Origin of the sequence: Phenylobacterium sp. (assembly GCF_036402295.1) — a bacterium.
In the GTDB taxonomy this organism is placed as follows: domain Bacteria; phylum Pseudomonadota; class Alphaproteobacteria; order Caulobacterales; family Caulobacteraceae; genus Phenylobacterium.
This window is the reverse complement of sequence record NZ_DASWTE010000176.1, coordinates 1-26,898: the sequence shown is the minus strand read 5'-3', so window position 1 is coordinate 26,898 and position 26,898 is coordinate 1. Positions and strand designations below refer to the sequence as shown.

26 protein-coding genes are annotated in these 26,898 nt (G+C 70.1%); 6 read left to right on the top strand and 20 right to left on the bottom strand.

All coding sequences use genetic code 11. The features are described from left to right. Together VGD44_RS11250 and VGD44_RS11245 are read right to left on the bottom strand one after the other, a co-directional pair. A partial coding sequence (locus VGD44_RS11250; RefSeq protein WP_331086949.1) for an ABC transporter permease occupies positions 1-587 on the bottom strand: 587 nt, incomplete at its 3' end. Next, positions 584-1,546 carry an ABC transporter ATP-binding protein gene (locus tag VGD44_RS11245; protein WP_331086947.1) on the bottom strand — a complete coding sequence of 321 codons (963 nt, stop codon included), beginning with the start codon at positions 1,544-1,546 and terminating at the stop codon, positions 584-586. The genes VGD44_RS11250 and VGD44_RS11245, both read right to left, overlap by 4 nt. A gap of 172 nt (positions 1,547-1,718) precedes the next feature. Between VGD44_RS11245 and VGD44_RS11240 the strand changes: the two genes are divergently transcribed. Then, a complete protein-coding gene (locus tag VGD44_RS11240; protein ID WP_331086945.1) occupies positions 1,719-1,910 on the top strand; it encodes a hypothetical protein in 192 nt (63 codons plus the stop codon). Here VGD44_RS11240 and VGD44_RS11235 read toward each other — a convergent pair. From VGD44_RS11235 to VGD44_RS11170, 14 genes are all read right to left on the bottom strand, one after another. After that, on the bottom strand, positions 1,907-2,296 hold the full coding sequence (locus VGD44_RS11235; RefSeq protein WP_331086943.1) for a TadE/TadG family type IV pilus assembly protein: 390 nt from the start codon (positions 2,294-2,296) through the stop codon (positions 1,907-1,909). The two genes, VGD44_RS11240 and VGD44_RS11235, sit on opposite strands and share 4 nt — an antisense overlap. Beyond that, positions 2,296-2,859: a TadE family protein gene (locus VGD44_RS11230; protein WP_331086941.1), complete on the bottom strand. Its 564-nt coding sequence runs from the start codon at positions 2,857-2,859 to the stop codon at positions 2,296-2,298. The genes VGD44_RS11235 and VGD44_RS11230 overlap by 1 nt, the downstream gene beginning before the upstream one ends. After that, positions 2,859-4,292, bottom strand: a complete 1,434-nt coding sequence (locus VGD44_RS11225) for a pilus assembly protein TadG-related protein (protein WP_331086938.1) — start codon at positions 4,290-4,292, stop codon at positions 2,859-2,861. The genes VGD44_RS11230 and VGD44_RS11225 overlap by 1 nt, the downstream gene beginning before the upstream one ends. 237 nt (positions 4,293-4,529) lie before the next feature. Further along, positions 4,530-5,216, bottom strand: coding sequence for a response regulator transcription factor (locus VGD44_RS11220; RefSeq protein WP_331086936.1), 687 nt, complete (start codon positions 5,214-5,216; stop codon positions 4,530-4,532). Then, entirely contained in the window at positions 5,209-7,098 is a 1,890-nt protein-coding gene (locus VGD44_RS11215) for a sensor histidine kinase (protein ID WP_331086934.1), read from the bottom strand. The genes VGD44_RS11220 and VGD44_RS11215 overlap by 8 nt, the downstream gene beginning before the upstream one ends. Before the next feature lie 196 nt (positions 7,099-7,294). Continuing rightward, positions 7,295-7,522 (bottom strand): hypothetical protein, encoded by a 228-nt coding sequence (locus VGD44_RS11210; protein ID WP_331086932.1) that lies wholly within the window; start codon positions 7,520-7,522, stop codon positions 7,295-7,297. Between the two features lie 211 nt (positions 7,523-7,733). After that, entirely contained in the window at positions 7,734-8,921 is a 1,188-nt protein-coding gene (locus tag VGD44_RS11205) for a glycosyltransferase family 87 protein (protein WP_331086930.1), read from the bottom strand. A gap of 27 nt (positions 8,922-8,948) precedes the next feature. Next, on the bottom strand, positions 8,949-9,947 hold the full coding sequence (locus VGD44_RS11200) for a glycosyltransferase family 2 protein (RefSeq protein WP_331086928.1): 999 nt from the start codon (positions 9,945-9,947) through the stop codon (positions 8,949-8,951). A 107-nt stretch (positions 9,948-10,054) separates the two neighbouring features. After that, on the bottom strand, positions 10,055-11,542 hold the full coding sequence (locus VGD44_RS11195; protein WP_331086926.1) for a sugar porter family MFS transporter: 1,488 nt from the start codon (positions 11,540-11,542) through the stop codon (positions 10,055-10,057). Between the two features lie 55 nt (positions 11,543-11,597). Next, a complete protein-coding gene (locus VGD44_RS11190; protein ID WP_331086923.1) occupies positions 11,598-13,379 on the bottom strand; it encodes an IlvD/Edd family dehydratase in 1,782 nt (593 codons plus the stop codon). Beyond that, on the bottom strand, positions 13,372-14,241 hold the full coding sequence (locus VGD44_RS11185) for an SMP-30/gluconolactonase/LRE family protein (protein ID WP_331086921.1): 870 nt from the start codon (positions 14,239-14,241) through the stop codon (positions 13,372-13,374). Before VGD44_RS11185 ends, VGD44_RS11190 begins: the two co-directional genes overlap by 8 nt. Further along, the gene (locus VGD44_RS11180; RefSeq protein ID WP_331086919.1) at positions 14,238-15,008 is read right to left on the bottom strand and encodes an SDR family oxidoreductase; all 771 of its coding nucleotides are present in this window, start codon (positions 15,006-15,008) and stop codon (positions 14,238-14,240) included. The genes VGD44_RS11185 and VGD44_RS11180 overlap by 4 nt, the downstream gene beginning before the upstream one ends. Then, complete coding sequence (locus VGD44_RS11175) at positions 14,999-16,435, bottom strand: aldehyde dehydrogenase family protein (protein WP_331086917.1); 1,437 nt, start codon at positions 16,433-16,435, stop codon at positions 14,999-15,001. Before VGD44_RS11175 ends, VGD44_RS11180 begins: the two co-directional genes overlap by 10 nt. Further along, on the bottom strand, positions 16,432-17,592 hold the full coding sequence (locus tag VGD44_RS11170; protein WP_331086915.1) for a fumarylacetoacetate hydrolase family protein: 1,161 nt from the start codon (positions 17,590-17,592) through the stop codon (positions 16,432-16,434). The genes VGD44_RS11175 and VGD44_RS11170 overlap by 4 nt, the downstream gene beginning before the upstream one ends. Positions 17,593-17,687: 95 nt before the next feature. On the opposite strand from VGD44_RS11170, the gene VGD44_RS11165 reads away from it, so the two are divergent. After that, a complete protein-coding gene (locus VGD44_RS11165; RefSeq protein WP_331086913.1) occupies positions 17,688-19,073 on the top strand; it encodes an RNB domain-containing ribonuclease in 1,386 nt (461 codons plus the stop codon). Here the strand turns inward: VGD44_RS11165 and VGD44_RS11160 are convergent. The 3 genes from VGD44_RS11160 to VGD44_RS11150 all read right to left on the bottom strand — a co-directional run bounded on the left by VGD44_RS11160 (position 19,070) and on the right by VGD44_RS11150 (position 22,094). Continuing rightward, positions 19,070-20,116 (bottom strand): LacI family DNA-binding transcriptional regulator, encoded by a 1,047-nt coding sequence (locus VGD44_RS11160; RefSeq protein WP_331086911.1) that lies wholly within the window; start codon positions 20,114-20,116, stop codon positions 19,070-19,072. The two genes, VGD44_RS11165 and VGD44_RS11160, sit on opposite strands and share 4 nt — an antisense overlap. A 102-nt stretch (positions 20,117-20,218) precedes the next feature. After that, positions 20,219-20,635: a hypothetical protein gene (locus VGD44_RS11155; RefSeq protein WP_331086909.1), complete on the bottom strand. Its 417-nt coding sequence runs from the start codon at positions 20,633-20,635 to the stop codon at positions 20,219-20,221. A 112-nt stretch (positions 20,636-20,747) separates the two neighbouring features. Beyond that, positions 20,748-22,094: a hypothetical protein gene (locus VGD44_RS11150; protein WP_331086907.1), complete on the bottom strand. Its 1,347-nt coding sequence runs from the start codon at positions 22,092-22,094 to the stop codon at positions 20,748-20,750. Positions 22,095-22,321: 227 nt separating this feature from the next. On the opposite strand from VGD44_RS11150, the gene VGD44_RS11145 reads away from it, so the two are divergent. The 3 genes from VGD44_RS11145 to VGD44_RS11135 are packed head-to-tail and all read left to right on the top strand — an operon-like array spanning position 22,322 to position 25,001. After that, on the top strand, positions 22,322-22,978 hold the full coding sequence (locus VGD44_RS11145) for a hypothetical protein (RefSeq protein ID WP_331086906.1): 657 nt from the start codon (positions 22,322-22,324) through the stop codon (positions 22,976-22,978). Beyond that, a complete protein-coding gene (locus VGD44_RS11140; protein ID WP_331086905.1) occupies positions 22,975-23,646 on the top strand; it encodes a DUF4331 family protein in 672 nt (223 codons plus the stop codon). The genes VGD44_RS11145 and VGD44_RS11140 overlap by 4 nt, the downstream gene beginning before the upstream one ends. Then, positions 23,643-25,001 (top strand): tetratricopeptide repeat protein, encoded by a 1,359-nt coding sequence (locus VGD44_RS11135; protein ID WP_331086902.1) that lies wholly within the window; start codon positions 23,643-23,645, stop codon positions 24,999-25,001. The genes VGD44_RS11140 and VGD44_RS11135 overlap by 4 nt, the downstream gene beginning before the upstream one ends. A gap of 60 nt (positions 25,002-25,061) precedes the next feature. Here VGD44_RS11135 and VGD44_RS11130 read toward each other — a convergent pair whose 3' ends face one another. Beyond that, a complete protein-coding gene (locus VGD44_RS11130; RefSeq protein ID WP_331086900.1) occupies positions 25,062-25,916 on the bottom strand; it encodes an aldose 1-epimerase in 855 nt (284 codons plus the stop codon). Between the two features lie 127 nt (positions 25,917-26,043). On the opposite strand from VGD44_RS11130, the gene VGD44_RS11125 reads away from it, so the two are divergent. Continuing rightward, on the top strand, positions 26,044-26,898 hold an 855-nt coding region (locus VGD44_RS11125; RefSeq protein WP_331086898.1), incomplete at its 3' end, for an AraC family transcriptional regulator.

The window sequence follows — 26,898 nt, the reverse complement described above, 5'->3', positions numbered from 1 at the left end:
CCGCGCAGCAGGCCCGAGATCGCGCCGCCCGCCTCCGACGCCACCGCGCCAAGTCCCGCCGCTGACCCCACCCAGGCCACGAGCACCAGCGCCGAAACCGCGCCTACGCCTGCAAGCTTGCCCAGCACGATGTCGATCGGGCGCGCCGCGGCCAGCAGGCTCTCGAGCGCGCGGTTCGCGCGCTCGCGCACCACCGCCTGCAGCAGCATCCCCAGCGAGCCCACGAGCGTGAGCCACAGCATCATCACGAGGGCGAAGCGCGACACGGCGGCCGCGTCGAACGTGGCCTTGGCTGGAGCGCTGACGGTGACGGGCCCGGAGAGCCGGCCGTCGCGCGCGATCGCGGCGACGACCTCGCGCCGCGCGGCCTCGGAGAGCGGGAAGTTGTCGCTGAAGACCGCCCGGGCGCCCCTGTCCTCGGCGACGAGGGTGAGGCTGGCGCTCGCGGGCGCCTTCGGCGGGCCTGACGTGAGCAGCAACGCGCCGCCCATCAGGAGCGGCCCAAGCGCCAGCGCAACCCAGAAGCTGGTCGTGGCCGCATAGGTGCGGAACTCGCGCGCGGCGATCAGCCAGACGGGGTGGCTCATGCGGCGTGGGCCTCGCGCGGGGCGGCCGGCGCCGGCGCGACGGCGTGCTCCCAGAAGGCCGCCTCGAGGCTGGGCTTGATCGGTTCGAAGGCGAGGATCGACGCCTCGTGTTCGGCCAGGGCGCGCAGCAGCGCCGGGTGCGGCACCTCGCGCGGCAGCACGACCCGCCATCGCGTCGCCTCGCCGATGCCACCCGACATCGGCCGCAGCTCGCCGCCCACGGCGCGGACGGCGGCGGCGAGGGTCGCCTCATCCGCGGTGACGATCACGGCGCCGTGCGAAACGCCGGCCGCCGCGTCGGCGAGGTCGCCCTCGAAGACCGTACGGCCGCCGGCCACCATGACGACGCGATCGCACACGGCCTCGGCCGCGGCCATCGAGTGGGTGGAGAAGAGGATGGCGCCGCCGGCCGCGCGGAACTCGGCGAACAGCGACAGGACTTCGCTTTGGGCGATCGGGTCGAGGCCCGACAGCGGTTCGTCGAGGATCAGGAGGTCGGGCTTGTGGACCAGCGCGCAGAGGATCTGCACGCGCTGGGCGTTGCCCTTGGAGAGTTCGCCGATGCGCGCGGTGGTGCGCGCGCCCAGCCCGATCCGCCCGAGGAGCTGGTCGGCGGCGACGTAGGCCTGGGCCTTGCCCAGCCCCTTCAGCCGCGCGTTGAAGGCGATCGCGTCGCGCGCCCGGTCGTGCGGCGAAAGCCCGCGCTCCTCGGGCAGGAAGCCCAGGCGGCGGCGGGCCTTCGCGTCGGCCGGGCCGCCGAACAGGCGGATCTCGCCGGCGTCGGGGCGCAGGAGGCCCAGGATGCAGCGGAGGGTGGTGCTCTTGCCTGCGCCGTTGACGCCGATGAAGCCGGTGATGTCGCCCGCGCGGACGGTCATCGAAACCGACTGGACGCCGCCCCCGCCCGAAAAGCGCTTGGCGAGATTGCGTACGGTCAGGAGCTCGGTCTGGCTGGACACACCTGCATTAAAGCCCAGCTCGATTAAGCATTGGCTAAATTTAACCTTTAACGGGGGGAACGATACGACCCGTCCACAGCATTTCTGCTGGTGTTAAAGGTTAATACGGAATCTGCATTTGAAGCGTCACCATTCGCAGGGTTCAGTCATGCCCGAAGGGGATTCGAAGAGCATGCTGACCCGACTCAAGCGCCTCGCGCCGTTCTTCATCGTCGGCCCGATCAGCGGGCCGCTGCTGGCCGGCGTTGTGCTGAATTTCCAGGCCGGGCGACCCGTGCTGGGCAGCCTCTATGCCGTGGCCCTGACCCAGTACGCGGTGCTGCTGCCGACTGTGGCGGCCCAGATGGGCCTGGGAGCGGCCTAACCCAGCGGATAGCAGCTGGTGGCCGAGATCGGGATGGTCACCGGGGTGAACCCCGTCACCAGCGAGAAGTTGGCCGTCGCCGACACCTGCTTGCCGGAGCCCGCGCCGCAGGTCGCAAGCATGAACGCCGGCGTGTCTGAGAGGCCGGCATAGAAGGCGTCGCCCTGTGCCTGAACCGCGCCGCTGGAAGGGTCAACCTTGTCGACCGTCGCGCGAATCGCCGCCCAGCGCGCTGTGTTCTCCACCGCCATGTTGAGGTTCGCGTAGGTGTAGAAGAGCATCGAGCCTGATATGATGCTGAGCACCGTCATCGCGACGAAGCCGATGACCAGGGCGAACTCGACAGCCGCCGACCCGCGCTCTTCCCTGATGAAGCGACCGCGCATCAGTAGACCCTCCGCCAGGCGGTGTGGCTGATGGTGGCGGGCAGGATCCCCGCCGTGCGCAAGACGCCGAACAGTGGCGTGTAGGTGAAGTTGACCGTCACCTGGATGTACTCGCCGGGCTTGGTGGTGCTGCCGCCGACCGCGGCTGAGCAGTCGGCCGGCTTGGCCGGCGGGCTCGTCGAGTCGATCGCCCACGTCGAGCCCAGCAACGTCAGGGCGCCAGCGTCGGTCGCGCAGTACCAGCCGACGACAGGCGTCGAGGCGACCGTCGCGCCCGTGCCGAGGCCGGTGCCCTGGACGGCCGCCGTGATCGTCGTGCCGACGCTGGCGCAATTCGTGTTGGTGACCGGATGCTCGGCATCCTTGTCGCACATCCGCCAAGCAGCGGCGGCTCCGGCCTGGCTCGCCGCTTCGACCTGCATCCGCTGTACCGCGAAGATGCCCAGGTCGATCACACCGACCAGCGGCATGGCAATGACGGGAAACCACAGCACGAACTCCACCGCCGCCGTGCCGCGCACGTCACGCAGGAAGGTACGCCAGTTGGAAAAACGCGAGGACATCACTGCACCAACGCCTGCCTCGTCTCGGTCCCGGGCACCCGGGGCACGTTCACTTTCGCCCGGTCGCAATCACGGGTCGGTTCCGCGAACAGGGCGACGGTGCCGTTCACGCGCAGGCTCTCCACATAGAAAGCGAGGCACGCATCGCCGGCCGTGGCATGGTTGATCGCGCCGCTGACATCGATGCGCGCCGTGGGTGCGTACACCATCCCCGATATGTTGAGCGACGGGTTCGAACCATCCCAGTCCTGGTCGACGTTCGTGTTCAGGTCGGGATCCACATAGACGGCGATCCCGCGCCAGTTGGCGTCGTCCTTGTCCGCCTGGAAGTCGAGGGTGCCGGTGCCGGCGCCTGTCGAAACGATCGTGTGGTCGTAGTTGTTGTCGTTCACACCCCCGAGGATAATGCTCAGGGAGGTGCCTGCCGGCGCATACAGCTTGTGGCCGTTCAGGTCGAGGCGTCCGTTCAGGATCACCATCTGACTGTCCGCCGTCACCGTGACATCGCCAGTCAGCCTGACGTCGCCGCACAGGGGAGAGCCCATCGAGAACGACTGGGATCCGCTCAGATTGTTGCTCGTCGCGAAGGCCCCGAGAATCTCGTTCTGGTTGTTGGCCTTGGCAAAGCCGCCGGGGCATTGGGTGTTCGGGTCCGGGATGGCGCTGTCGAGGATGCCGTCTAGCGCTGCGTAGGCATCCGGCGGCACGGTGGCCGGATCCAGCGGCCGCTCGGTGCCACAATCCTTGTTGGCCTGGCCGGTCGACAGGACGTCCGCGTAGCCGATGTTGGACGTTCCGCCCACCATATTGGTGCAGGTCGCGCCGCCACCCATGGCCAGGAAATCGCAACCGCCGAAATCGATGTTCGCGCCGCCGCCGCCACCGCCGTCTAGGTCGATGGCGTTCGCTGCCCCGCCCACCGTCGTGATGCAGTACATCTCGCCCAGACCCTTTGGCCGCGCGATCGACACAGCGCGAATGGTCTGCGCGGGCTGGCCACCAAGGGTGGTGTCGCCGTTGAAGCCCACCATTCGCACCAGCGTGACCGGGAACCGCTTGGTGATCAGCACCTGGTAGCAGTCGGGATCGGTCGTGCCCGGGCAGTTCACCATGGTGGTCGCGATGTCGGTGGAGTCGTTGTCCACGAAGCCGAACCGGCCGGCGACGGCCGCCGCTTCCTCGACGTAGGTCGCGCTAAGTTCGGTCACGTCGCACGCGTCGGTTGGGGCACACGCATTGATCGCCGCCGCCACAGCCGCCGCGTCTGCGGCGTTCTGAGCCGCGCGGTGGATCAGGTACCAGCTGGCGCCCTCGACCCCCATACCGACGGCCCCGATGATCGGCACGATCATCAACGTCAGCACGATGCTTGTACCGCCCCGGCGATCAGCCAGGAGGCGGTTGAACGTCCGGAACAGCACCCCGAGTCCCACCCCAGCCCTCCATGGAGCCATTGTCTGCTGGTTGGCTGCCGCAATTCGCGTGCCACCCGCAGGCAAGGCCACAGTGATAATGCGTTACATCAGATAGGCGCAAGGTGGTTGCTTACTCAAGCTGACACAGGCAATGGGCGTATTTTTCTTAATTTTCCATAATACAGAGAGACGGGTAGTCTTCGCCCGATGCGACCAAGTATCGCGCCGCCGATCACGCGGGTTTGATCGCCGATTTTACTCCAGGTTCAGCCGGTACCCTTCGCCGGACTCTGCGATGAGGAAGCGCGGAGCAGAGATGTCGGGTTCGATCTTACGGCGCAGCTGCCACGCCAGGACGCGAACATTCATCAGGTCGGCGTCGCTGCCACGGCCCCAGATCGCCTCGATGATCTTGTCGTGGCTGACGATCGCGCCCTTGGCGTCGGCCAGTAGCTGGACAAGCTCGGTCTCCTTGCGGGACAGCCGCACCGACTGCCCGTCGACAATCGCGCGGCGCGAGGCGACGTCGATCTCGAGGCCGCGCCGGGGCGACGAGATCTGGCTGGGCGCCGCCCGCGGCGGGCGCAGGGCCACCCGGATCCGGGCGAGCAGCTCGCCCGCGTCGAACGGCTTGGCGACGTAGTCGTTGGCCCCCAGGTCGAGGGCCGCGATCTTCTCGTTTTCGGACTCGCGCGCCGAGATCACCAGGATCGGCGCGGCCGAGATCGCCCGCGCCTGGGTGATCACCTCCTTGCCGTCGACGTCGGGCAAGCCGAGGTCGAGGAGGATCACCCCGAACTCCTCGCGCACCAGGTGCTCGAGGGCGGCGAGGCCCGTCTTGGCGGACGAGACGGTATAGCCCGACTGGGTCAGGATGGACCGCAGCATCCGGGAGAGCTGCTCTTCATCCTCCACCACCAGGATCTTGGTATCCTTATTCATCATTCGCCGGGGTTCGGAGGGGAAGGGAAACGGAGACGACGAGGCCGGTCTGCCCGTCGGTCCTGTTGCGTGCGTCAACGGAGCCACCGAGGATCTCCACAAGGCTGCGGGTGATATAGAGGCCGAGGCCCAGTCCGGGCGCGGCGACGCCGCGCATGCGGTAGAAGCGCTCGAAAATCCGGCCCTGGCTCTCGGGTGCGATGCCGGGGCCGCAATCCGCGACCCGGATGATCAGGCGATCGCTCTCGGTCTCGGTGCGAACGTCCACGACCGAGCCTTCAGGGCTGTACTTGATGGCGTTCTCGAGGACGTTGCCCAGGACCTGACCGAGCAGACCGGCGTCCGTGAGCAGCGTCTCGTGGTCGATCTTGGCCTGCAGGAACCGGCGCGCGCCGCCGGCCTCGCCGAACGTCTCCCAGACGTCGTAGATCAAGGGTTCGAGGGCGACTTCCGTGGGATTGGGCACGATCGCGCCGGTCTCCAGGCGCGCCACGCTCAGGAAGTTGTCCACGTAGCGGCTCAGCCGGTTCGTCTGCTCCTTGATGATCAGCAGCAGCTCGCGGCGCATCGCCCCGTCATGCTGATCGGGAAGGTTCAGGATGCTGGTCACCGAGCCCAGGATGCCGGCCAGGGGCGAGCGGAAGTGATGCGACACCGCGTCCAGCAGGATGAGGCGCAGGTTCTCGGTCTGGGCGACGAACTCCATGTCGGCCTTCTCGGCGTTCAGCCGCGCCCGGACGATCGCCGAGGCGGCCAGGTCGACGAGAGCTCGCGTCGTGTCGTCGAGGCCGGTCGTGGCGCCGTCGCCGCCCGGGAACCGCCAGCGGACCAGCCCGACCTCGCGCCCGTCGGAGGCCAGCGGATGGACGCGCCAGCGGGGATCGCTTTCGGCCCACTGCCGGTCGGCGGACGGCGAAATGCCGAGGCGCTCGGCGCCGGCATCCCCGGTGATCTCGACCCGGGCGCGTGGCGACAGCTTGGCCAGGATATCGAGGAGCGCGCGCCGCATGGCCGCCTCGTCGCGGCTCGCTGAGAAGTCACGTCCCGCATCCATGATGGTGCGGAGCGTGCGGCGCTCATGCTGCGCCTGATCCGCCACCCGGCCGACCCCCCATCCGGCCGCCGCGAAGACGACGACGATGAAAGCCCGGCCGACTTCGCCTTCGCGAATGCCGAGCGCGCTCTGAACCGGGTCGATCTGGTTGAGCACCACCGCCGCCAGCATCCCCGCGGCGAAGCCGAACCGTCCGCCGAGCACGCCCCCGACGACGAGCACGCCGGCAAGCGCGCAGAGCACGCCGGCAGAAGGGCCGAGCGCGTCGCGGGCAAGAAGGCTGGCCACCAGTCCGGCGCCGACGATGCAGAAGCTGACGAGCGCGCGCTGCACCTCCTCGGGCGCCGAAGCCCGTTCGCTGGACCGGCCCTCGAGTTTCACGCGTTGCAGGAAACGTCCGAGCGCCGGCTCCGAAGCCTGCGACGAGAGCGGTTGCCCGGCCTGGAGCAGCATGCGGGCTTGGGCGTCCCGCTTGCGGACGATGTCGGTGTAGCGGCCTGCAACGAGCGCGCCCAGGCCGAAGAGCACCATCAGCGGGAAGTCGCTGGCCGCGAGCTCCCGGTCGACCAGGGGTGCGCCCACGAGCAACTGATAAGCGATCAGAGCGACGAGCGCGGCCAGCAGACCGTAGGCGAGGCCCAGGACGACCGCCACCATCAGCACGGCCGCCATCAGCATCGTCGGGATGGCGTTGGCGCTGAAGCTGTTGAGGAAGGCGACGCCGGCGGCGATCAGCAGGGTGAACAGGGCGACGGTCGCGGCGATGCCAGCGCCCGAGCGCCGGATTGGCGCGGGGTCGCCCTGCGAAGACCGTTGTGCGCCCGCCATTGTACGCGCCCCGCCCCGAAGCCTCGGAGACCTTCGACGACGCGCACCGGAAGACGCCAGGTATCCTAGACGCCCTGGCGCACGCTCATGTCTCTGGCGGGTACCTAACACGGCTTGCACTCAACTTGAAAAGTGCGCTCGCGGTCGCCGGGACAACAAGCCGCGCCATTCCGACGCCGCGATCGCACCCCCACGCTCACAGGAACCAGAACCGCTTTCGGCGGGCGCGGGCGACCGCCGGGCGCGCCGGAAACGGCTTCACAGGCACAGGTTTCGCCGCGGGCGGGCAACGGGCAGCCAGCTCTCGCCACTCCATGGCGAGCGCGTCGTAGGTCAGGATCAGGTCGTAGTCCGCCGCCTCGTCCGCCATGACCGTCAGGCGGCGCGCCCGCGCCAGGCAGGTCTCGGCGTCCAGGTTCTCCATCATCCCGTCCCACGGCGCCGTCGAGACGCCGCCTCTCGAAACTCGACGGACACGCCCCCCGGCGCCGCCTCCCATCACGGTCTAGCTAACAGCGGGCCGACGGCTCCCGGAATAAGGCCATGTTAAGGACCCCATGTGGTGGCTCGCCCTGCAGTTGTTTTGCCCTCGGCAGGGTGTCGAATACGGATCGCGGGAGGTGCGGCGATAGCCCTCAGGCCCCCTCGACGATCGCGCCCGCCGGCCGGACCGCCGCCGACGCCAGGACGCGGCGGACCATGAATACAAGGGCGCCGCCCAGCACCAGGGGCATGACGTTCACGCCGAGCGGCAGGGCGGCGGCGCGCACCACGAGCGGCGACCAGTAGAACGCCGCCAGCAGCGGGCGCTCGTACGGCGCCCAGCCCCGCGCCATCGCATCGCGCGCCCACCAGCACACGGGGAGGATCAGCAGCGGCAGGTCGTAGTGGAACGCGTACGGGGTCGCCAGAATGGCCGCCGTCGCCAGGACGGCTGCGCGGCCGAGATGATCGTCCGAGGTCGCCCAGACCCGCCAGACCGCGACCGCGCAGGCCAGCGTCGCCACCGCCTGGACGGCCATGCCTGCCGTGGTCCCCAGGAACAGGCTCGCGCTGGCATAGACCGTAGGCATCCGCAGCAGGAAGTCGGCGCGCGTGTCGCCGAGGTGGCCGGCGCTGATCGACGAGCCGGAGAGGAACGCGGCCATGACGTCGGGGCCGAAGGCGAGCCACGACACCAGCAAGAGGCCCAGGGCCGAGATCGCCGCGGCGATGAACGCCTTCCAATTGCGGCTGGCCGCCAGGGCGACCGGCGCCAGGAGCACCAGGTGGGGCTTGATGACAAGGGCGCCGATCAGGGCGCCCGCCAGCCAGGGCCGCGACGAGCGCAGGCCGAGCATCGCACCGATGAAGAGCGCCCCCGTCACGAAGCCGTTCTGGCCGTGCCAGGCCGCAATCAGCGCGCCCGGGAACACCGCGACAGGCCAGAAGGCTCCCGGCATGATCCGGCGCGCGACGGCGAGCCAGACCGCATAGGTCGCCGCAACCCAGGCCGGCCACGCCCAGGCGTAAGGCACGAGTCCGAGCGGTGCGACCACGGCCAGGAACGGCGGCGGATTGAGGAACGGGAACCATGTGGAGCGGCCGAGCCCGGTCTGCAGCGCTTCCATGGCGGCCGGGTCGTAGGCCGCGGCCGGATCCCCGGAGACCACCATGCGGCCTGCCGACCAGAAGGCGAGGAAGTCGCTGCCCACCGGGCCCATCGCCTGCAGGTAATAGAAGACCAGGCTTGGCGCGAACGCGATCGCCATCATGCGTGCGTACCCAATGGCGCGCTCGCGGCCGAACCAGCCGCCCTCGACGAATGTCCGGAGGCGATTCATGCGGGCGCCAGGCGACGTCCGGCCGCCCTATGGGGCATCGCCGGCTCCGAAGCCTATTGTTTCGCGGACCAGGTAGAGTGGCCGCTGCTTGACCTCCTCGTAGAGCCGCCCGACGTACTCGCCGAGGAATCCCAGAGCCACCATCTGCACGGCGAAGCCCAGGAGCACGACGACCATCAGCGACGCGTAGCCTGGGACATCGCGGCCGTACAGGAGCACCTGCAGGATCAGGAACAGCGCGTAGAGCATCGCGGCGGCGGCGGCGGCGAGGCCTATGCCGGTCCAGATGCGCAACGGCACGGTGGTGAAAGACGTGATTCCGTCGATTGCAAAGCGCATCAGGCGCAGGTAGCGCCACGAGCTGGTTCCCGCCGCGCGCTCGGGACGGGTATAGGGCACGCCGACCTGGCGGAACCCGACCCAGGCGAACAGGCCCTTCATGAACCGGTTGCGCTCGGGCAGCCGCTTCAGCGCCTCGACCACCTCGCGGTCCATAAGGCGAAAGTCGCCCGTGCTCGCCGGGATCGCATGGTCGGAGACGGTGTTGAAGACGCGATAGAAGAGGTTCGCCGTGAGTCGCTTGGCCGGCGTGTCGCTGCTGCGGTCGGCGCGCACGCCGTAGACAACGTCGTACCCCTGCTCCCAGAGGTCGAGAAACTCGCCGATCAGCTCGGGCGGGTCCTGCAGATCGGCGTCGAGCGGCGCCACGACATCGCCGGTGGCCGCCTCCAGTCCGGCCGTCAGGGCGGCCTCCTTGCCGAAGTTACGGGTGAGCGCGATCACCTTGACGCGGCTGTCGGTCCGGGCGCGCTCGCGGAGCCGCGCGAGCGTCGCGTCGCGGCTGCCGTCGTCCACGCACACCAGTTCTATGGAGAGGCCGAATCCGGCCGCCACCGCGTCGAGCCGGCCGAACAGGACATCCAGCACCGGCTCTTCGTCGTGCATCGGGATGACGATCGACAGGAGCTTTCCCTGTCTGGAGCGGGTCCCGCGACCCTCCCGAACCTGGTCCACAATCGCTGTCACGCTAGCTCCCCACGTCCCAATCATTGGTATCGCAGCGGGTGCAAACGAGCCATTAAGGACGTGCCGGTCCGGGGCTCCACGCCTCCCCAGCAACGGGCGGGCTGCAGTCAGCCCACCATGTCCTCCAGTTCCTTGCCGCGGGTTTCGTGGACCATGGCGCGGACGAAGATGAGCGAGACAAGGGCCGACAGCGCATAGAAGCTGTAGGTCACCGCCAGCCCCAGCGAGGCCGCCAGCGCCGGGAAGCTGACCGAGATGGCGAAGTTGGCGATCCACTGGGCGAAGCCGGCCACCGCCAGGCCCGAGCCGCGGATCTGGTTCGGGAACATCTCGCCCAGCATCACCCACATCACCGGGCCCCAGCTGAGGTTGAAGAATACCACGTAGAGGTTCGCCGAGATCAGGGCCGCGAGGCCCTCCGTGCCGCCCAGCGCCACGGCGCCGTCGACCATATGCGCTGTCGAGAACGCCCAGGCCATGACGGCCAGGCTCACGGCCATGCCCGCCGAGCCGATGAGCAGCAGCGGCTTGCGACCGATCCTGTCGATCAACACCACAGTGGCCAGGCACGCCAGGATCGAGAGCGAGCCCGACAGGATGTTGATCTTGAGCGCATCGTCCTCGGAGAAGCCGACCGACTGCCAGAGCACCGCGCCGTAGTAGAAGACGACGTTGATCCCTACGAGTTGCTGGAACACGGCGAGCCCGATGCCGGTCCACACGATCGGCCGGATCTTGCCCGAGGCCTTGTCGATGAGGTCGGAAAGCTTGGGCCGGTGGTGGTCGGCGGCGAGCGAGTCGCGGATCTCGGCCACCTTCCGCTCGGCCTCGGCGGCGCCGAACAGCTTCGTGAGCACGGTCAGCGCCAGGCCCTCGCGGCCCTTCACCACCAGGTAGCGCGGGCTCTCGGGGATCAACAGCAGGGTCCCCAGGAACACGCCGGCGGGGATCACCTGCATCCAGAACATCCAGCGCCAGGCCGGATACCCCAGCCAGAACTCAGCGGTCGAGCCGCCCGCCGTCTTGGCCAGCGCATAGTTCGCGACGAACGCCCCGGTGAGACCCGTGATGATCATGATCTGCTGGACGCTGGAGAGCCGCCCGCGGATCGCCGCCGGGGTCACCTCCGAAATGTAGACCGGCGACAGCACGCTGGCCGCGCCCACGCCGATGCCGCCGATGAAGCGGGCGATGATGAAGAAGAACGAGGACGACGCCGCGCCCGTGCCGATCGCGCTGACGATGAATAGCGCCGCGGCGATCATCATCACCGTGCGGCGCCCGATCAGGTCGGCGAGCCGGCCTGCTGCGAAGGCGCCGGCCGCACAGCCCAAGAGGATCGCGCCGACGTTGAAGCCGGTGCCCAGCTTGGAGAGCGCAAAGGTCTTCTCCAGCCCCTCCTGGGTGCCGTTGATGACCCCCGAGTCGTACCCGAACATGAACCCGCCGATGGTGGCCACGGCCACGATGGCGGCGATGAAGGCCATGTTGACCCGTGCGGCCTCGCCCGTGCTCCCGGCAGTTGTCGCAGTCACTGGCTGGCCCTCGTTTCCTCGTGTGCACGGCTCTGTGGCCGCTGTCGGCAGACCATTCATGATAGCGCTATCATCGTCAAGTGGTCGGACGTTGCTGGACCGGATACCGACAGTCTCAGTGGTTGTGGCGCGGGGTCTTCGCGGCCACGCCGCGGTACTTCACGGCCATTTCCAGCACTGCCCCCTCGGCGAGTTGGCCGGTCTTCTCGCGGTAGAGCTCCTCCCACGGCGTGTGGCTCTCCGGCGCCGGCGGCGGGGCCTCCGCCTTGCGGCGCACGATCTCGGCGTCGTCCACCAGGGCGTCGCAGCGGCCGGCGTCGAGGTCGATGCGGATGACGTCGCCCGTGCGCAGCCATGCGAGCCCGCCGCCAACCGCGCTCTCGGGCGAGGCATTGAGGATCGAGGGGCTGTCCGAGGTGCCCGACTGGCGGCCATCGCCCAGGGTTGGCAAACTCAGGATCCCGCGCTGGATCAGCGCGTCCGGCGGCTGCATGTTCACCACCTCCGCCGAGCCCGGCCAACCGATCGGGCCGGAGCCGCGGATCACCAGGATCGTGCGCTCGTCGATCCCCAGGGCGGGATCATTGATGCGGCGGTGGTAGTCGTCCGAGCCGTCGAACACCACGGCGTGGGCCTCGAACACCCCTTCCCGGCCCGGCTCCGACAGGTAGCGGGCGCGGAACTCCTGCGAGATCACCGAGGTCTTCATGATCGCGAAGTCGAACAGGTTGCCCTTCAGCACCACGAAGCCGGCGCGCTCCCGGAGCGGCGCGGCGTAGGGGAAGATCACCTCGCGGTCGTGGCTCTCGCGGTCCTCGACGTTCTCCGCGATCGTCCGGCCGGTGACCGTCAGGCAGCCGCCCGCCAGCTCGCCCGCCTGCAACAGCTCCCACAGCACCGCCGGCACACCGCCGGCCCGGTGGAACCGCTCGCCCAGGTACTGGCCCGCCGGCTGCATGTTCACCAGCAGCGGCACGTCCAGCCCGTGGACGCTCCAGTCGTCGGGCGACAGCTCCACGCCCGCGTGCCGGGCCATGGCCACGATGTGCGGCTGGGCGTTGGACGAGCCGCCGATCGCGCTCACGGTCTTGATGGCGTTCAGGAACGCGGCGCGGTCCATGATCTTCGACGGCCGCAGGTCCTCGTAGGCCATCTCCACGATCCGGCGGCCCGTCTCGTAGGCCATCTGGCCGCGCTCGCGGTAGGGCGCCGGGATCGCGGCGCAGCCGGGCAGCGACAGGCCCAGGGCCTCGGCCACGGCGTTCATGGTCGAGGCCGTGCCCATGGTGTTGCAGTGGCCCGCCGACGGGGCCGAGGCGGTGGCGCGGCGCAGGAACTCGGCCTCGTCGATCTCGCCCGCCGCCAGCTTGCGCCGCGAACGCCAGATCACCGTGCCCGACCCCACCAACTCGCCCTCGTGCCAGCCGTCCAGCATTGGCCCGCCCGACAGCACGATGGCCGGGATGTCGACCGTCGAGGCCGCCATGATCCCGCTGGGTGTAGTCTTGTCGCAGCCGGTGGTCAGCACAACCGCATCGATCGGATACCCGTAGAGCGTCTCGACCAGGCCCAGGTAGGCCAGGTTCCGATCCAGGGCCGCGGTGGGCCGGCGGCAGTTCTCGAAGATCGGATGGACCGGGAACTCCATCGGGATCCCGCCCGCGTCGCGGATCCCGTCGCGCACCCGCTTCGCCAGCTCCACGTGGATTCGGTTGCAGGGCGACAGGTCGCTGCCCGTCTGGGCGACGCCGATGATCGGCCGGCCCGCCTGCAGCTCCTGCGGCGTGATCCCGTAGTTCATGAAGCGCTCGAGGTAGAGCGCGGTCATGTCCGAGCGGGCGGGGTCGGCGAACCAGTCCCGCGAGCGGAACGGGCGCACGGGCGTGCGGTCAGACATGCGCCACATCGTGCTGCGGCTGGCCCGGCGTGTCGACGTCGAACCGGAACAGGCCACCCGCCAAGGGCTGGGCCTCGCGAGCGGCCGGTGACAGTCCCTTCCAGGCCGAGGTCGCGTAGACCGTCTTCAGGTCAGACCCACCGAAGGCCACCTTGGTGACCTGGGCCACCGGAAGCCGCACAAAGCCAACCACGCGGCCCTCAGGCGAATACCGCCGCACGCCCCAGCCGCCCCACAGAGCGGTCCAGACATGGCCCTCGACGTCCACCACCGACCCGTCCGGATAGCCGTCAGGCTCGTCGATCGTCGCGAAGACGCGCCGGTTCGACACGGCGCCATCGTCAGCCAGGTCGAACGCGTAGATCACCTTCTTCAGCGTGTCGGTGTGGTAGAGCGTGCGCCCGTCGGGGCTGACGCATGGCCCGTTGGTGATGGCGTAGCCCTCGTCCAGCCGCACGGGCTTTCCGCTGTCCAGGCGGTAGAGCGCCCCTGTGGGGTTGCTCTCGCCGTCGTGCATCGAGCCGAACCATAGCCGCCCCTTCGCGTCGACCGCGCCGTCGTTCAGCCGGTTGTCCAACGCCGGATCCTCGACCGTCGTGATCAGGTCGAAGCGGCCGCTCGCAGGGTCGAACCGATGCAGCCCGGTCTTCAGCCCGGCGATCCAGGTCCCGTCGGGCCGCGGCGCGATGAACCCCGGCTGGGCCGGCGCCATCCAGCTCCAGGCCGCGCCCGTGCCGGGCTCATAGCGGTGGATCCGCAGGCCCTTGATGTCGACGAACCACAGCGACTTGTCGCGCCACACCGGCCCCTCGCCAAGCTCGCAGGCGCAGCGCAGGACGCACTCGGGGTCCGTCGCGATCATCGCCAACCCGCGTCGATCCAGTACTCGTGGCCGGTGCAGAAGCGCGCGTCGTCAGAGGCCAGGAACAGCACCAGCGCCGCCACGTCGCTGGGCTCGATGCGCCCCTTCAGGCACTGCTGCGCCACGATCTCCGCCTCGCCTTCGGCTGTGTACCACTTCTGCTGCCGCGGCGTGCGCACGTTGCCCGGGTTGATGCAGGTGACCCGGATGCCGAATTCGCCCAGCTCGCGAGCCAGCGCGCGGGTCATGCCCTCGATGCCGGCTTTGGCGGTCTCGTAGAGCACCAGGTCCGGCAGGCCGAGGTGCCACGAGATGGAGCCGAAGTTGACGATCGCGCCGCCGCCGCGCGCCTTCATGCCGTCGACCACCGCCTGGGCGCAGAACACCATGTGGCGCAGGTTCACCGCGATCCGGTCGTCGAAGTAGGCGGGCGTCACCTCGTCGAGGCTGTGGCGGTCGTCGTTGCCGGCGTTGTTCACCAGCACGTCCACCGGACCAATCCGCTTGAACGCGGCCGCGATCGCGCCGGCGTCCTTGAGGTCGCAGGCGTGGAACTGCGGCGCGATCTTCGCGCCATCCAGCTCCTCCGCCAGCGCCCGCGACTCCGCCTCCAGCACGTCGAGGAAATGCACCTCGGCGCCCTGGGCGGCGAACGCCTCCACGAGCCCCGCCCCGATGCCAGAGCCGCCGCCGGTCACCACCACCCGCTTGCCTTCCAGGCTGGGATAGATGGCGGTCTTGGGCGCAACGTTCACGCTCACGCCCATGAGTAGGCCGTCTTGGTCTGGGTGTAGAACTCGACCGCCGCGAAGCCCTGCTCGCGCGCGCCATAACTGGACTTCTTCGCGCCGCCGAACGGCACGTGGTAGTCGACCCCCGCCGTCGGCAGGTTGACCATCACCATCCCGGCCCGCGCGCGCCGCTGGAAGTCGCGGGCGTGCTTCAGCGAGGCGGTGACGATGCCGGCCGAGAGGCCGAAGTCGCCGTCGTTGGCGACCGCCAGCGCCTCCTCGTAGTCCTTCACCCGCACCGTCGAGGCCACCGGCCCGAAGACCTCCTCGTTGTTGATGCGCATCGCCTTGTCGGTGCCGGCGATCAGGGTCGGCTGGACGTACCAGCCCGGGTTCTCCAGCTTCAGCCGCCCGCCGCCGGTCACGATCCGGCCGCCTTCCGCTTTTGCGATGTCGATGTAGCGGTAGCTGGTCTCCATCTGCGCCTCGCTCACCGCCGGCCCCATCTGGGTGTCGGGCGCCAGCGCGTCACCGACCCTTAAGCCCGCGACCTTCTCCGCCAGCGCCGCGACGAAGCGGTCGTGGATCGCGTCGGTGACGATCAGCCGGCTGGAGGCCGTGCAGCGCTGGCCGGTGGCGAAGAACGAGCCGTCCAGGGCCACCATCACCGCACGGTCCAGGTCGGCGTCGTCCAGCACCACCAGCGGGTTCTTGCCGCCCATCTCGAGCTGCACGCGGGCCTGCCGCTTCACCGCCGCTTCGGCCACGCCCGCGCCTACAGCCTGCGAGCCGGTGAACGACACGCCGTCCACGTCCGGGTGGTCGACCAGGGCCGCGCCCATCGCGCCGGGTCCGAAGATCATGTTGAAGACGCCGGCCGGCGCACCGCACGCCCAGATGATCTCGGCCAGCGCCGCAGCCGTCGCCGGCGTCGGGCCCGCCGGCTTCAGCACCACCGTGTTGCCGAACGCCAGCGCCGGCGCCGCCTTCCACGCCGGGATGGCGATCGGGAAGTTCCAGGGCGTGATCAGGCCGTAGACGCCCACCGCTTGGCGGTAGGTCTGGATCTCCACGCCGGGACGCACCGAGTCCAGGTTCTGGCCGTGGCGGCGCAGCGCCTCGCCGGCAAAGTATTTGAAGATCCGTCCGGCCCGCACCGTCTCGCCGATGCCCTCGGCCAGCGTCTTGCCTTCCTCGCGCGACAGGAGCCGGCCCAGTTCCTCGCGGCGCTGCAGGATCGTGTCGCCCACCTTGTCCAGAAGGTCGAAGCGAACCTCGGGCGAGGCCTCTGACCAGGCCGGGAACGCCGCCTTCGCCGCCGCCACCGCGGCGCCCACCTCGGCCGCGCCGCCGTTCGGGACGCGGGCCACGACGTCGTTGGTGTTCGAGGGGTTCAGGCTCGCCTCGGGCGCGTCGGCGGCCACGCGTTCGCCGCCGATGAACTGGGGAAGGGTCTCGGTCATTGCGCCGGCCATTGGGTGCCTATTTGGGCCATCAGCAGGCCGCGTCCGGCCAGGTTCCGCATCAGGTCGCCGACGCCGAAGCTCCAGGGCGGGGCGGCCTTCGAGGTCGTCACCTCGTTCTCCAGCACGCCCAGCCGCGGGCTGCTCACTCGCACCACGTCGCCGACCTTGTGGGTGAAGCCCTGTCCGGCCGTGTCGCGGTCCTGGGTGGGCGCGAACAGGGTGCCCAGGAACAGCGCGAAGCCATCAGGGTACTGGTGCTCGCTCATCGCCTGGCGGACCAGCTCCAGCGGGTCGCGGCTGATCTGGTCCATGGAGCTGTGCCCCTCAAGCCGGTAGCCGTCCGCGCCCTCGATGGTTAGGTCCACGCGCGCGGACCGCACGTCCTCCATCGAAAAGCGGTCGTCGAACGTCCGGATGAAAGGGCCCAACGCGCACGAGGCGTTGTTGTCCTTGGCCTTGCCCAGCAGGAGCGCCGAGCGGCCCTCGAAGTCGCGCAGGTTCACGTCGTTGCCCAGCGTCGCGCCCACGGCCCCGCCGGCGCGGTTCACCACCAGCACCACCTCGGGCTCGGGGTTGTTCCAGGCCGAGTCCGAGCGGATGCCCACCTGCGCGCCATGGCCCACGGCCGACAGCACCGGCGCCTTCGTGAAGATCTCGGCGTCCGGGCCGATGGCCACCTCCAGGTACTGCGACCACAGCCCATCGGCGATCAGCGCCGCCTTCAGGCGCGCCGCTTCCTCGGTCCCGGGTGAAACCGAGCGGATGTCGGCGCCCACCCGGTCGCGAAGGGCCGCGCGGATCGCCTCGGCCTTGGCCGCGTCGCCCCGCGCCCGCTCCTCGATCACCCGCTCCACCGCCGAGACGGCGAACGTCACGCCCGCGGCCTTCACGCACTGCAGGTCGACCGGCGCGAGCAGCGGCTGGGCGGCGAAGTCGAAGTCCTCGACCGAGCCAAGGTCGCGGCCCTCAGCCGGCCGCGGCCAGGCGTTCAGCAATTCGGAGACGGTCGGCGCGGCTTCGGAGACGTCGTAGAGGCGCCCCGACCGCACGACAACGGGCGTGGGGCCTGCCTTCGTCTGGATGCGGCCGACCAGGGTGGCGTCCGTCCAGTCGCTGGGCAGATAGGCCGTCGGCCGCGGCGCGGCTCCACCCATCGTCAGACCTCCCTCATTGTTGTTGGTAGCGCTATCAATTCCCGGCACGAGGTGTCAAGGTTCCACCGCCGCGCCGCGCCCGGTAGACGTCGGCCATGAAGACGCTCGTCGATCCGAACCAGGCGCTGGGCGACGGCCTGGCCAGGCTTCGCGTGCAGTTCCAGGTTCCCGCCGGCTTCCCGCCCGACGTGCTGCAAGCCGCCGAGGCCGCGGCGAAGCGCCGGCCCACTGCGCATGCCGATCGCACAGACCGGCCGTTCGTCACCCTCGACCCGGCCACGTCCACCGATCTCGACCAGGCCTTCACGATCGAGCCCAGCGGCCCGGACCTGCTGCTGCACTACGCCATCGCCGACGTCGCCTGGTTCGTCGACGACGGCGACGCGGTCGACGTCGAGGCCTGGCGGCGCGGGGCGACCCTCTACCTTCCGGACGGCAAGGCGGGGCTCTATCCGCCGATCCTCAACGAAGCCGCCGCGAGCCTGCTGCCGACCGGACCGAAGCCGGCGGTGATCTTCACGGTACGGGTGCGGCCCGATGGCGGCGTGGCGCTGGACGGAGCCGAGCGGGCCATCATCAGGAGCGTCGCCAAGCTGGCCTACGACACCGTCCGGCCGTCGGAACTGCCACCGGGGTTTCCGGAGTTCGCCGCCCGCATCCGCGCCGCCGAAGCCGCGCGGGGCGCCGCCCGCGTCGACCCGCCCGAGCAGGAAGTCGCCGTTCTGGACGACGGTCGCCTGCAGCTGCGCTTCCGACCTCGCGCACTCTCCGAGGACCAGAACGCCGCCCTGTCGCTCGCAACCAATCTCGCCATCGCCCAGGTGCAGCAGGCCGCCGGCGTGGGCCTGTTCCGCGTCATGGCCGAGCCCGAGGCGCGCGCCGTGAACCGCCTGCGCCAGACCGCCCGGGCGCTCGACCTCTCATGGCCGCAGATGGAGCCTCTGGCCCAGTTCCAGCGCGGGCTCGACCCCAGCGACCCGAAGCAGGCGGCCTTCATGCTGGCCGTGCGCCGCGCCGGGACCGCCGCGTCCTACGTCTCCTTCCAGGCGGACGAGCCGCCCTGGCATGCCGCCGTCGCAGCGCCCTACGCCCACGCCACCGCGCCGCTCCGCCGCCTGCCCGACCGCTATGTGGTGAGCGCCGTCCTGGCGCTGGCGAACGGCCAGCCCGCGCCCGACGCCGCCGTCCAGGCCTTCGAGAAGCTGCCCGAGGTCATGGCGCGCGCCAACGCGCTCTCGGGCCGGATCGAGCGCGCCGTCGTGGACCTGGCAGAGACGGTGATGCTGCAGGGACATGAAGGCGAGACCTTCTGCGCCATCGTCACCGACACGGACGAGCGCGGCGCCCGCATACAACTGTGCGAGCTTCCCATCGTCGCGCGCGTCGCGGCGAACCACGTCGAGCCCGGGGAGGAACTGCGAGTCCGCCTCGCCATCGCCGACCCGCAGGATCCGCCGGCCCGGTTCCAGCGGATCGCCTAGCCCTTCGGCGGCCCGTCCGACTCGCGTCGGATCAGCGTGAAGTCCAGCAACGCATGCGGATGCTGCGCCTTCTCGCCGGCGCGGCGGCTGCGGATCTCGTCGGTCAGCAGGGTCACGGCCTGGCGCGACATGTCGGCGATCGGCTGGCGGATGGTGGTGAGCTCGGGCCAGACGGTGGTGGCGAGCGCGCTGTCGTCGAAGCCCACCACCGTCAGGTCGCCCGGCACGTCGAGGCCCCGGCGGTGGGCGACGGCGACCGTCCCAGCCGCCATGTCGTCGTTGCTCGCGAAGATCGCCGTCGGCGCCGGTTCCACCGCCAGCAGCGTCTCGGCCCCTTCGAAGCCGGAGCGGTAGGTGAAGTAGCCCTGCGCGACCAGCGCCGGGTCGGCGGTGATCCCTGCCTCCGCCAGCGCCGCGACGTACCCTTCGTGGCGCTGGCGGCTGGCGGTCTGGTTCGGGTGGCCCTTGATGAACCCGATCCGCCGATGGCCCAGGCCGATCAGGTGGCGGGTCATCGCCTGGGCGGCCCCGAAGTCGTCGATCCGCACGGCCGACACGTCCGCCGGCGGCTTGCCCGTCGCCACCGCAACCGCGGGCACGTTGGCCTCGTTCAGCGTCCGGGTCAGATCGGCGAAGTCGCACAGCGGCGGCGGCAGGATGATGCCGTCCACGCCCGAGGCCACCAGCCGCGCGGCCGCAGCTTCCGCCCGCGCCTCGTCGCACTTCTCGACGATCAGCTGGATGTTGGCGCGGCTGCACTGGTCCAGGCTGCCGACCAGGAACTCCGAGAGGTAGGCCGCACTGGGGTTGGAATAGAGCAGCCCGATGCGCACGAGGTCGGCGCCGGCCAAGCTGCGCGCCGCCGGGTTCGGCGCATAATTCAGTTCGCGGATCGCCGCGTTCACCGCCTCGCGCGTCGAGTCGCGGACGTTCTTCTCGCCGTTGATCACGCGCGACACGGTCATGGGCGAGACGCCGGCGTGGCGCGCCACGTCGTGGATCGTCAGCGAACCTCTCTGGCGACGCGCCGGCTTCGGCTCCAACCCCATCCTCCTCGAGCCCCCTAGGTGTCCCCTACCCGGCCGGGCTTCTCAAGCCCGATGTGGTAGCGCTCACGCAGAAGGTGCTTCTGAGGCTGCGGCGCCTCAGTTGAATGCGAAGACTGCGGCGAGCATCACCACGTACATCGTCACGCCAAGCGCCGGGCCCGCGGTCATGGCCAGCTTGCCACCGGCTTCGTCGCCCCGCTTCAGCCGGGCCAGGCCCATCTCGCTCAGCCCCATCAGCACGACGCCCAGCGCCACGAGGCCCATCTTCACCTGGAACCAGACGTTCATCCCGGCGAAGCCGCCGTACTTCAGCCAGACCATCAGCGGTCCGGTGACCAGCAGCAGCACGAGGCCGATGCTCGTGAGCATCCGGAACACCCTGGCCAGCGGCCACCAGGTCTCGCGCTGATTGGGCGACGCGTTCACCAGCCGCGGTCCCACCTGCGACATCCCCAGGCCGCCGCCCACACCCAGCGCGAGCGCCACGAGGTGCGCCCACAACAACAGTTTCACGAGAACGTCCATCAACTCCCCCGAAGGCCGCCACGGCCAAGCTGCAGGGACTGTACCTGCGGCCGCCGCACCTTCAACGGTGGCGAAGCGGGCGGCGACCTAGCCCGCGGCCCTAGAAGTAGATCGGGTCGACATACAGCCCACGGGTCTCCGCCCCAGGCGGGACGGGAATGCCCGGCGTCCACATGTTGTAGGGCTCGACGTCGTCGGCCAGGGACGCGAGCAGGTCCGAGCCCGGCCCGTGCGGCGAGGTCAGGATCGTCAGCCGATCCATGCCGCGCGCCGCCAGCCAGCCGCACCAGGCGCGCACCAGCCCTTCGAACGCGGCTTCGGCGCCTGGCGCGAACGCATAGTCCAGCACCAGCCCGGGATCGGAGTGGGTCTGGACACCACCCCGTTCGGTGACGACCCGCACCGCCCGTCCGGCGGGCCAGACGCCCACGACGGCGCCGTCGGCGAGCCACATCTTGTCCCAGCCGTAGAGATCGGGAGCGCGCGAGAGCCGCGCCGCCAGCCGTTCTTCGGTGTACGGGACGAACAGTTCCGCGCTCCCGTGGAAGGCGTTCAGGCGCTCGACCATCATCGCCGCATCCTCGGGCGCCGCGGCGCGCCCGAAGGCGGGGCCGGCCAGCCGCGCGCAGGACAGCCGTACGCGATGGAGCGGCGTGGGCCACTTGTCGGGCGTGTGTCGAAAGCCGTGCTGCATGCCGGCGTTGTCGACCGCAATGTAGGCGTTGGAGCCGTCCACCTGCGGCCAGTACTTGTCCAGCACCCGGTTCGCGGCGCCCCACAGGCCCTTCCGCTGATGCTCCGGCAGCACCCGCAGATGCGAGACCGTGATGATCGACTTCAGCGCCCCGCCGATCCGCACCGTATGGCGGGCGCCGCAGGTCATGGCGGCGGGCGCACCGTCCACCGTCGCCAGCCCGACCGTGCAGTCCTCCATCAGCCGCGCAAAGTCGAAATAGCGGTCCCCCCGGTCGAACCAGAACCGCGTGTCCCCCAGCACGATCGGGCAGCGGCGCTCCAGGTCGCTCAGCGTCAAGGCGTCGGCGGGCACGGCCTCGCGCACGGCGAGCTCGAAGTCGTGCACCCGCTCGAAGGTCAGCTGCGTGATCCGGAACGGCGCCTGCTCTTCCACGGCCAGGTTCAGCTTCCAGCGCTTGTCCTTGGCGGTGACCGTGGCCTCGAGGGCGAAGTCCGACGTCGGGGCGAAGGCGAGCGCCTCGAGCGGCGCGCCGACCCGCGCGGCGAAAGCGCGCCAGTCGTCGCGCACGGCCTCGTCGGTGGTGGCCGCGTGGAACGCCGGCAGCGACGGCGCAAAACGCGCCTGGTCGGCCAGACAGACGCCCTCGCCGAGGGCGTGCAGGCGGCCCAGGTACCAGGCGGCCTGGCGTCCCGCGGGCGTGGCCGGCGCCTTCTTCAGGGCCTGCGCGATCGGATCTTGGCCCTCGGACATGGGCTCTGCATAGACGACGAACGCGCGCTCAGGAACGGTGTTTGAACCTGCGGCCGCGCCGCATAGCAACCCCAGCCGAAGCCGCCGGCCGCCGCGGCCATGGCAGGACGCCACCGCAACTGCCCAAGGTTGAGGCAGCTCCTCATTCTTCGCAAAACGGACTCGTCCAGGTGGGTTAACGGACCGTATGTTGTGCGCAAGGAGCAGCTATACGTGGGGGGTAAGTCGTGAGTGCTTGGAAGAGTCTGCCTGCGGCGGCGGGCATCCTGGCGGCGGCGCTGGCGTTGTCCACATCACAGCGAACGACGGTGGCGGCGGACCATCTTGACCCGCCTGCCCGCACCGACCCGGCGGTCGACACCACCGCGGACCGGTCGGCCGACATCGCGGACGTCTACGTCTGGCACACCGCGGAGCATTTGGTGATTGCGCTCACTTTCGCAGGGCCTGCGCCGGGCGCCGAAAAGGCGGTCTACGACCGCGACGTCCTCTACACGATCAACATCTCGAACGCGGGCTTCCCCGCCGACCCGGAAGTGCAGATCCGCTTCCGCTTTGGCCAGGACGCGTCGGGCAACTTCGGCGTCGAGATCAACGGACTTCCCGACAACGGACCCGCGCTGGTGGGCCCCGTCGAGACCACGCTCGCGCGCAGCGGCATCCTGGCGCGCGCCGGGCTTTACGACGACCCGTTCTTCTTCGACCTGCAGGGCTTCCGCGAGACGCGATCCACGGGAACGCTCTCGTTCGTGAGCAGCCGCAGCTTCTTCACAGGCCAGAACGACACGGCGCTGGTCGTGCAGATTCCGAGGCCGCTCATCGAAACCAGCGACGAGCTCAACATCTGGGCCACCAGCGCGCGCATCGGAGGGCAACTGCAATGATCCGCCGCCTTGTCCTGTTGGCCACCCTGCCCCTCGCCCTGGCCGCTTGCGGTGGCGGCGGCGATGACGCCCCCGCACCGACGCCAACGCTCGCGCCGGCCGGCTCGCCGCTCAACGTGCAGGACTGCCTTGACCAGCCGGTCGGGCCGGGCCGGCGCAGCGTGGCCAACCTCGTCGTGCCGGACACGATCAAGGTCGACCTGAAGCAGCCGTCGGGGTTCCCCAACGGCCGGCGCCTGACCGACTCGGTGATCGACATAGAGCTGGCCTGGATCTTCCTCGACCTGAGGAAGCACGACGCCCTGACGCTCACCCGGCTGCCCCTCGGGCCACAGGCCAACGACGTGCCGTTCCGTTCGGAGTTCCCCTACCTCGCGCCGCCGCACGGCGGGACGCCGGCCGCGACGGGCGGCTCGAACTTCATGTTCCGAACCGAGCCCTCGACGGCGTACGTGCAGGTCGATCGCATGGGTATGCCGGCCATCGCCACGGCCCTCATCAGCTCCCCGGCGAAGAACCCCTACAACGACGACAGCCCGGCCCAGGACGCCGGGCGCAAGTACGTGAACGAGATCACCTCGACGCTCGCCGTCCTGGCCAACGCGCTGCAGGACGACTTCGCCAGGGCGAACCTCGCGATCTGCGCCAAGCCGGTCGCGCCCGCTTGAGCCTGACGACGGTGTCGCCGCGCTGGCTGTGGCTCGCGGTTCCGCCGCTGGCCGTGGCCAGTGTGCTGGTGGTCGAGCGAGTGAGGGGGCCGGCTCCGGATCCGGGGCCGCGCCTGCCGGCCGCCGTTGGGCAGGTCAAGACGCCCGACGAGACCCCGAGGACCCTGGCGGAGGCCCTGGCCCGCGCCGACGCCGGCCTTGCCGGCGCCAAGGCGCGCGTGGCGGCCCAGCCCGGCGAGTGGGTGTTCTACGAGGGACTGTCGCGCAGCTATTCCACCCGGGCGCGGCTGACCGGCTCGTTCGACGACTATGCGGCCGCACAGGGTGCGCTCGACCGGGCTTTCGCCCTGGCGCCCGCCGGCGCCGGGCCGCACCTGACACAGGCGGCGCTGCACTTCACCTTGCACCGGCTCGACGCCGCCGAGCGGGCCCTGGACGCCATCGACCGCTACGCCGTGCCGCCCGACCAGCTGGAGCGCGCCGAGGCGCTCGCACTTCGTGGCGACATCGCCTTCTACCGCGGGGACCTGAAGGCGGCGGCGGCCTTCTATCGACGCGCGGACGCGCTGGAGCCGGGCGCCGGCACGGCGTTTCGATGGGCCGTCTACTTCACCAGGACCGGGCGGCCGGAGAGGGCCGAGCGGTTCTTCGACGCCGCCGTCGCCGCCAGCCGCTCGCCGACGCCGCAATTCCGCGCCAACGTCGAAATGCAGAAGGGCGTGCTGTACCTCGAGCGCGGCCAGTGGGACCGGGCGCTCGCCTTCTTCCGCAAGGCCGATGCGCTGTTCCCGGGCTATTACGTCATCGAGGAGCACATTGCCGAAACCCTTGCGCTGAAGGGTCGGGCCGCCGAGGCCGAGGCGCTCTACGCGGGCATCGTCCAGCGCACGGGAAATCCGGAGTTCATGGATGCGCTCGCGGCCCTAGCGCAGGCCCGCGGCGACCGCGTCGCCGTGGCCGCCTGGCGGTCGCGGGCGGCGGCCGAATGGGAGCGACGGCTGGCGCTCCTGCCGGAGGCGGCCTACGGCCATGCCCTGGACCACTACCTGTCCGCCGGCGATCCGGCCCGCGCCCTCGACATCGCCCGCCGCAACCATGCCGCCCGTCCGTACGGCGACGCGAAGGTCCAGCTCGCCGAGGCCCTGCTGCGAAACGGCCAGGCCGACGCGGCGCGCCGGACGATCGAGCCGGTGCTGAAGACGGACTGGGACACGGCGCAGCTGCACGGCGTCGCCGCGCAGATCTACGCCGCCGCCGGCGACAGGCGCCACTCGGCGCAGGAACGCGCGCGAGCGCTGGCGATCAACCCGCACGAGTTCGACGACGCCCAGGCTCCCTTGAAGACCTTGGACTGACCGGCGAGATCAGCCGACGCGCGCGACGCTGGCCGCGCGTGCCCCGGTGCTTCTTCGGCCTCATGCGAGATCGAGGCGCATCCAGGCCACGCCCGTGTCGCCCGGGCCCAGCGTCCAGACGCCGTGCGCCTGGGGGTCGGCCATGTTGAGCGCGTTCGGCGCATGGCTGACCGGCTCGACGCAGAAGAAGTCCTCGCCCGGCGGCGCATAGACGTGCAGCCACCGCAGCGCCCGCGACGCGGTGAGCCGCAGCGGAGGCTTGCCCAGCCCGAGCTCGATCCGCGCCTCGCCGCTCCAGCCGGTGTGGCAGTGGTCCACGAGCACGTTCCCTCGCACCGGCGCGCTATCGCACCAGGGCGAAGCGGCGGCCTCGCGCACAGGCAGTAGGTCGTCGGAGGCCTCCCAGACGCCGGTCGTCGCCGCCGTCAAACGCGCCGTTGCGCTGTCCGGGAAATAGGGATGGAAGCCCAGCCCGAACGGCCCCGGCGCATCGTCCAGGTTGGTCACCGACAGGGTCAAGGTGAGCCCCCGATCGCTCAGCCGCACCGACTGCGCCGCCGAATACCGCCACGGCCAAGCCGAGCCCTGCGGCATGAGCTCCAGCACCGCTGACCTTTCGTCGACGCCTTCCACCCGCCACGCGCCGCGCCAGCCGTCGCCGTGCAGCGGATGCGCCTGGCCCGTCATGTTCGCCGCCAGCGCCGCCGTCCGGCCGCCCCAGGTGAACCGCCCGTCCGCGATCCGGTTGGCGTAGGGGACCAGCGGGAAACAGGCCGTCTCCAGCACGTCCGACGCGCCCGCCGGCGTCGGCCGCAAGAGGTCCAGGTCGCCCAGCCGGAAGCTCAGCACCGACCCGCCCAGGGCGGGCGCCAGCGCCAGCCGCAGGTCGCCATGTCGCAACTCGAGCGGGGTCATCACGTTGTCATCGCCGACCCGTCCCACCTTGGCCAGCCATGTTACAAACGATTAATGCAAGCTACCTTGCTTTGCGCGGTAGCTGGATTTACCCATTGGTCAAGCGCCAGTTCCGCGGGCCGTCCCGATGCTGATCTCCGACGTCAAGAACTCCGACGCCGCCAGCCGCACCACGGTGGGCGCCGGCTACGCCCGCGGGCTGCTGGAGCTGGCGGTCTCGATGGGCGCCAACCGCGAGCAGCTGATGGCCCGCTCGGGCATCACCGCGGAGGACCTGTCCGACCAGGATCACCGCGTGCCGATGCCCAACTACGTGGCCCTGATGCGCACCGCCAAGGAGCTGACCGGCGAGCCGGCGCTGGGGCTGATCTGGGGCCAGTCGATCGACCTCTCCGAGCTCTCCGTCGTGGGCCTGCTGTCGCGCGCCTCGCAGACGATGATCGAGGCGTTCCACCAGATAAACCGCTACGGCCGCCTCGTGATCGAGGTCGAGGGCGTCGGCTTCGAGGACCGCTTCCAGCTGCGCCCCGATCCCCCCACCGGCGGCCTCTGGCTCGTCGACACCCGGCGCAATCCCAACGAGTTTCCCGAGCTCACCGAGAGCACCTGGGCGCGGATGATCTGCAACAGCCGCGAGTTCGCCGCCAACGCGGGCGTCATGGTCCTGGCGGTGCACGTAACCCACGCCGCACCCGCGCACGCCGAGGCCTACCGCCGGATCCTCGGCGTCGACGTCCAGTTCGACAGCGACGAGAACGCCATCCTCCTGCCCCCCGGCTGGGGCGGCGTGCGCGTCGCAAAGGCCAGCCGCTACGTCTTCGGCATCTTCAGCGAGCGCGCCGAGAAGCTGCTGGCCGAGCTGGAGACCAGCCGCACCGTCCGCGGCCAGGTCGAGGCCCACGCCATCCCCCTGCTCCACACGGGCGAGCTCGGCATCGACCTGATCGCCGGCAAGATGGGCCTGTCGCGCCAGACGCTCTAC

Bases quoted from the DNA above. Each gene is read 5' to 3' on its own strand.
- VGD44_RS11220 (WP_331086936.1), bottom strand. From the start codon at position 5,216: ATGAATAAGGATACCAAGATCCTGGTGGTGGAGGATGAAGAGCAGCTC.
- VGD44_RS11180 (WP_331086919.1), bottom strand. From the start codon at position 15,008: ATGGGCGTGAGCGTGAACGTTGCGCCCAAGACCGCCATCTATCCCAGC.
- VGD44_RS11175 (WP_331086917.1), bottom strand. From the start codon at position 16,435: ATGACCGAGACCCTTCCCCAGTTCATCGGCGGCGAACGCGTGGCCGCC.
- VGD44_RS11185 (WP_331086921.1), bottom strand. From the start codon at position 14,241: ATGATCGCGACGGACCCCGAGTGCGTCCTGCGCTGCGCCTGCGAGCTT.
- VGD44_RS11235 (WP_331086943.1), bottom strand. From the start codon at position 2,296: ATGCGCGGTCGCTTCATCAGGGAAGAGCGCGGGTCGGCGGCTGTCGAG.
- VGD44_RS11215 (WP_331086934.1), bottom strand. From the start codon at position 7,098: ATGGCGGGCGCACAACGGTCTTCGCAGGGCGACCCCGCGCCAATCCGG.
- VGD44_RS11140 (WP_331086905.1), top strand. From the start codon at position 22,975: ATGATCCGCCGCCTTGTCCTGTTGGCCACCCTGCCCCTCGCCCTGGCC.
- VGD44_RS11130 (WP_331086900.1), bottom strand. From the start codon at position 25,916: ATGACCCCGCTCGAGTTGCGACATGGCGACCTGCGGCTGGCGCTGGCG.
- VGD44_RS11240 (WP_331086945.1), top strand. From the start codon at position 1,719: ATGCTGACCCGACTCAAGCGCCTCGCGCCGTTCTTCATCGTCGGCCCG.
- VGD44_RS11195 (WP_331086926.1), bottom strand. From the start codon at position 11,542: ATGAATGGTCTGCCGACAGCGGCCACAGAGCCGTGCACACGAGGAAAC.
- VGD44_RS11150 (WP_331086907.1), bottom strand. From the start codon at position 22,094: ATGTCCGAGGGCCAAGATCCGATCGCGCAGGCCCTGAAGAAGGCGCCG.
- VGD44_RS11165 (WP_331086913.1), top strand. From the start codon at position 17,688: ATGAAGACGCTCGTCGATCCGAACCAGGCGCTGGGCGACGGCCTGGCC.
- VGD44_RS11210 (WP_331086932.1), bottom strand. From the start codon at position 7,522: ATGGAGAACCTGGACGCCGAGACCTGCCTGGCGCGGGCGCGCCGCCTG.
- VGD44_RS11205 (WP_331086930.1), bottom strand. From the start codon at position 8,921: ATGAATCGCCTCCGGACATTCGTCGAGGGCGGCTGGTTCGGCCGCGAG.
- VGD44_RS11190 (WP_331086923.1), bottom strand. From the start codon at position 13,379: ATGTCTGACCGCACGCCCGTGCGCCCGTTCCGCTCGCGGGACTGGTTC.
- VGD44_RS11230 (WP_331086941.1), bottom strand. From the start codon at position 2,859: ATGTCCTCGCGTTTTTCCAACTGGCGTACCTTCCTGCGTGACGTGCGC.
- VGD44_RS11170 (WP_331086915.1), bottom strand. From the start codon at position 17,592: ATGGGTGGAGCCGCGCCGCGGCCGACGGCCTATCTGCCCAGCGACTGG.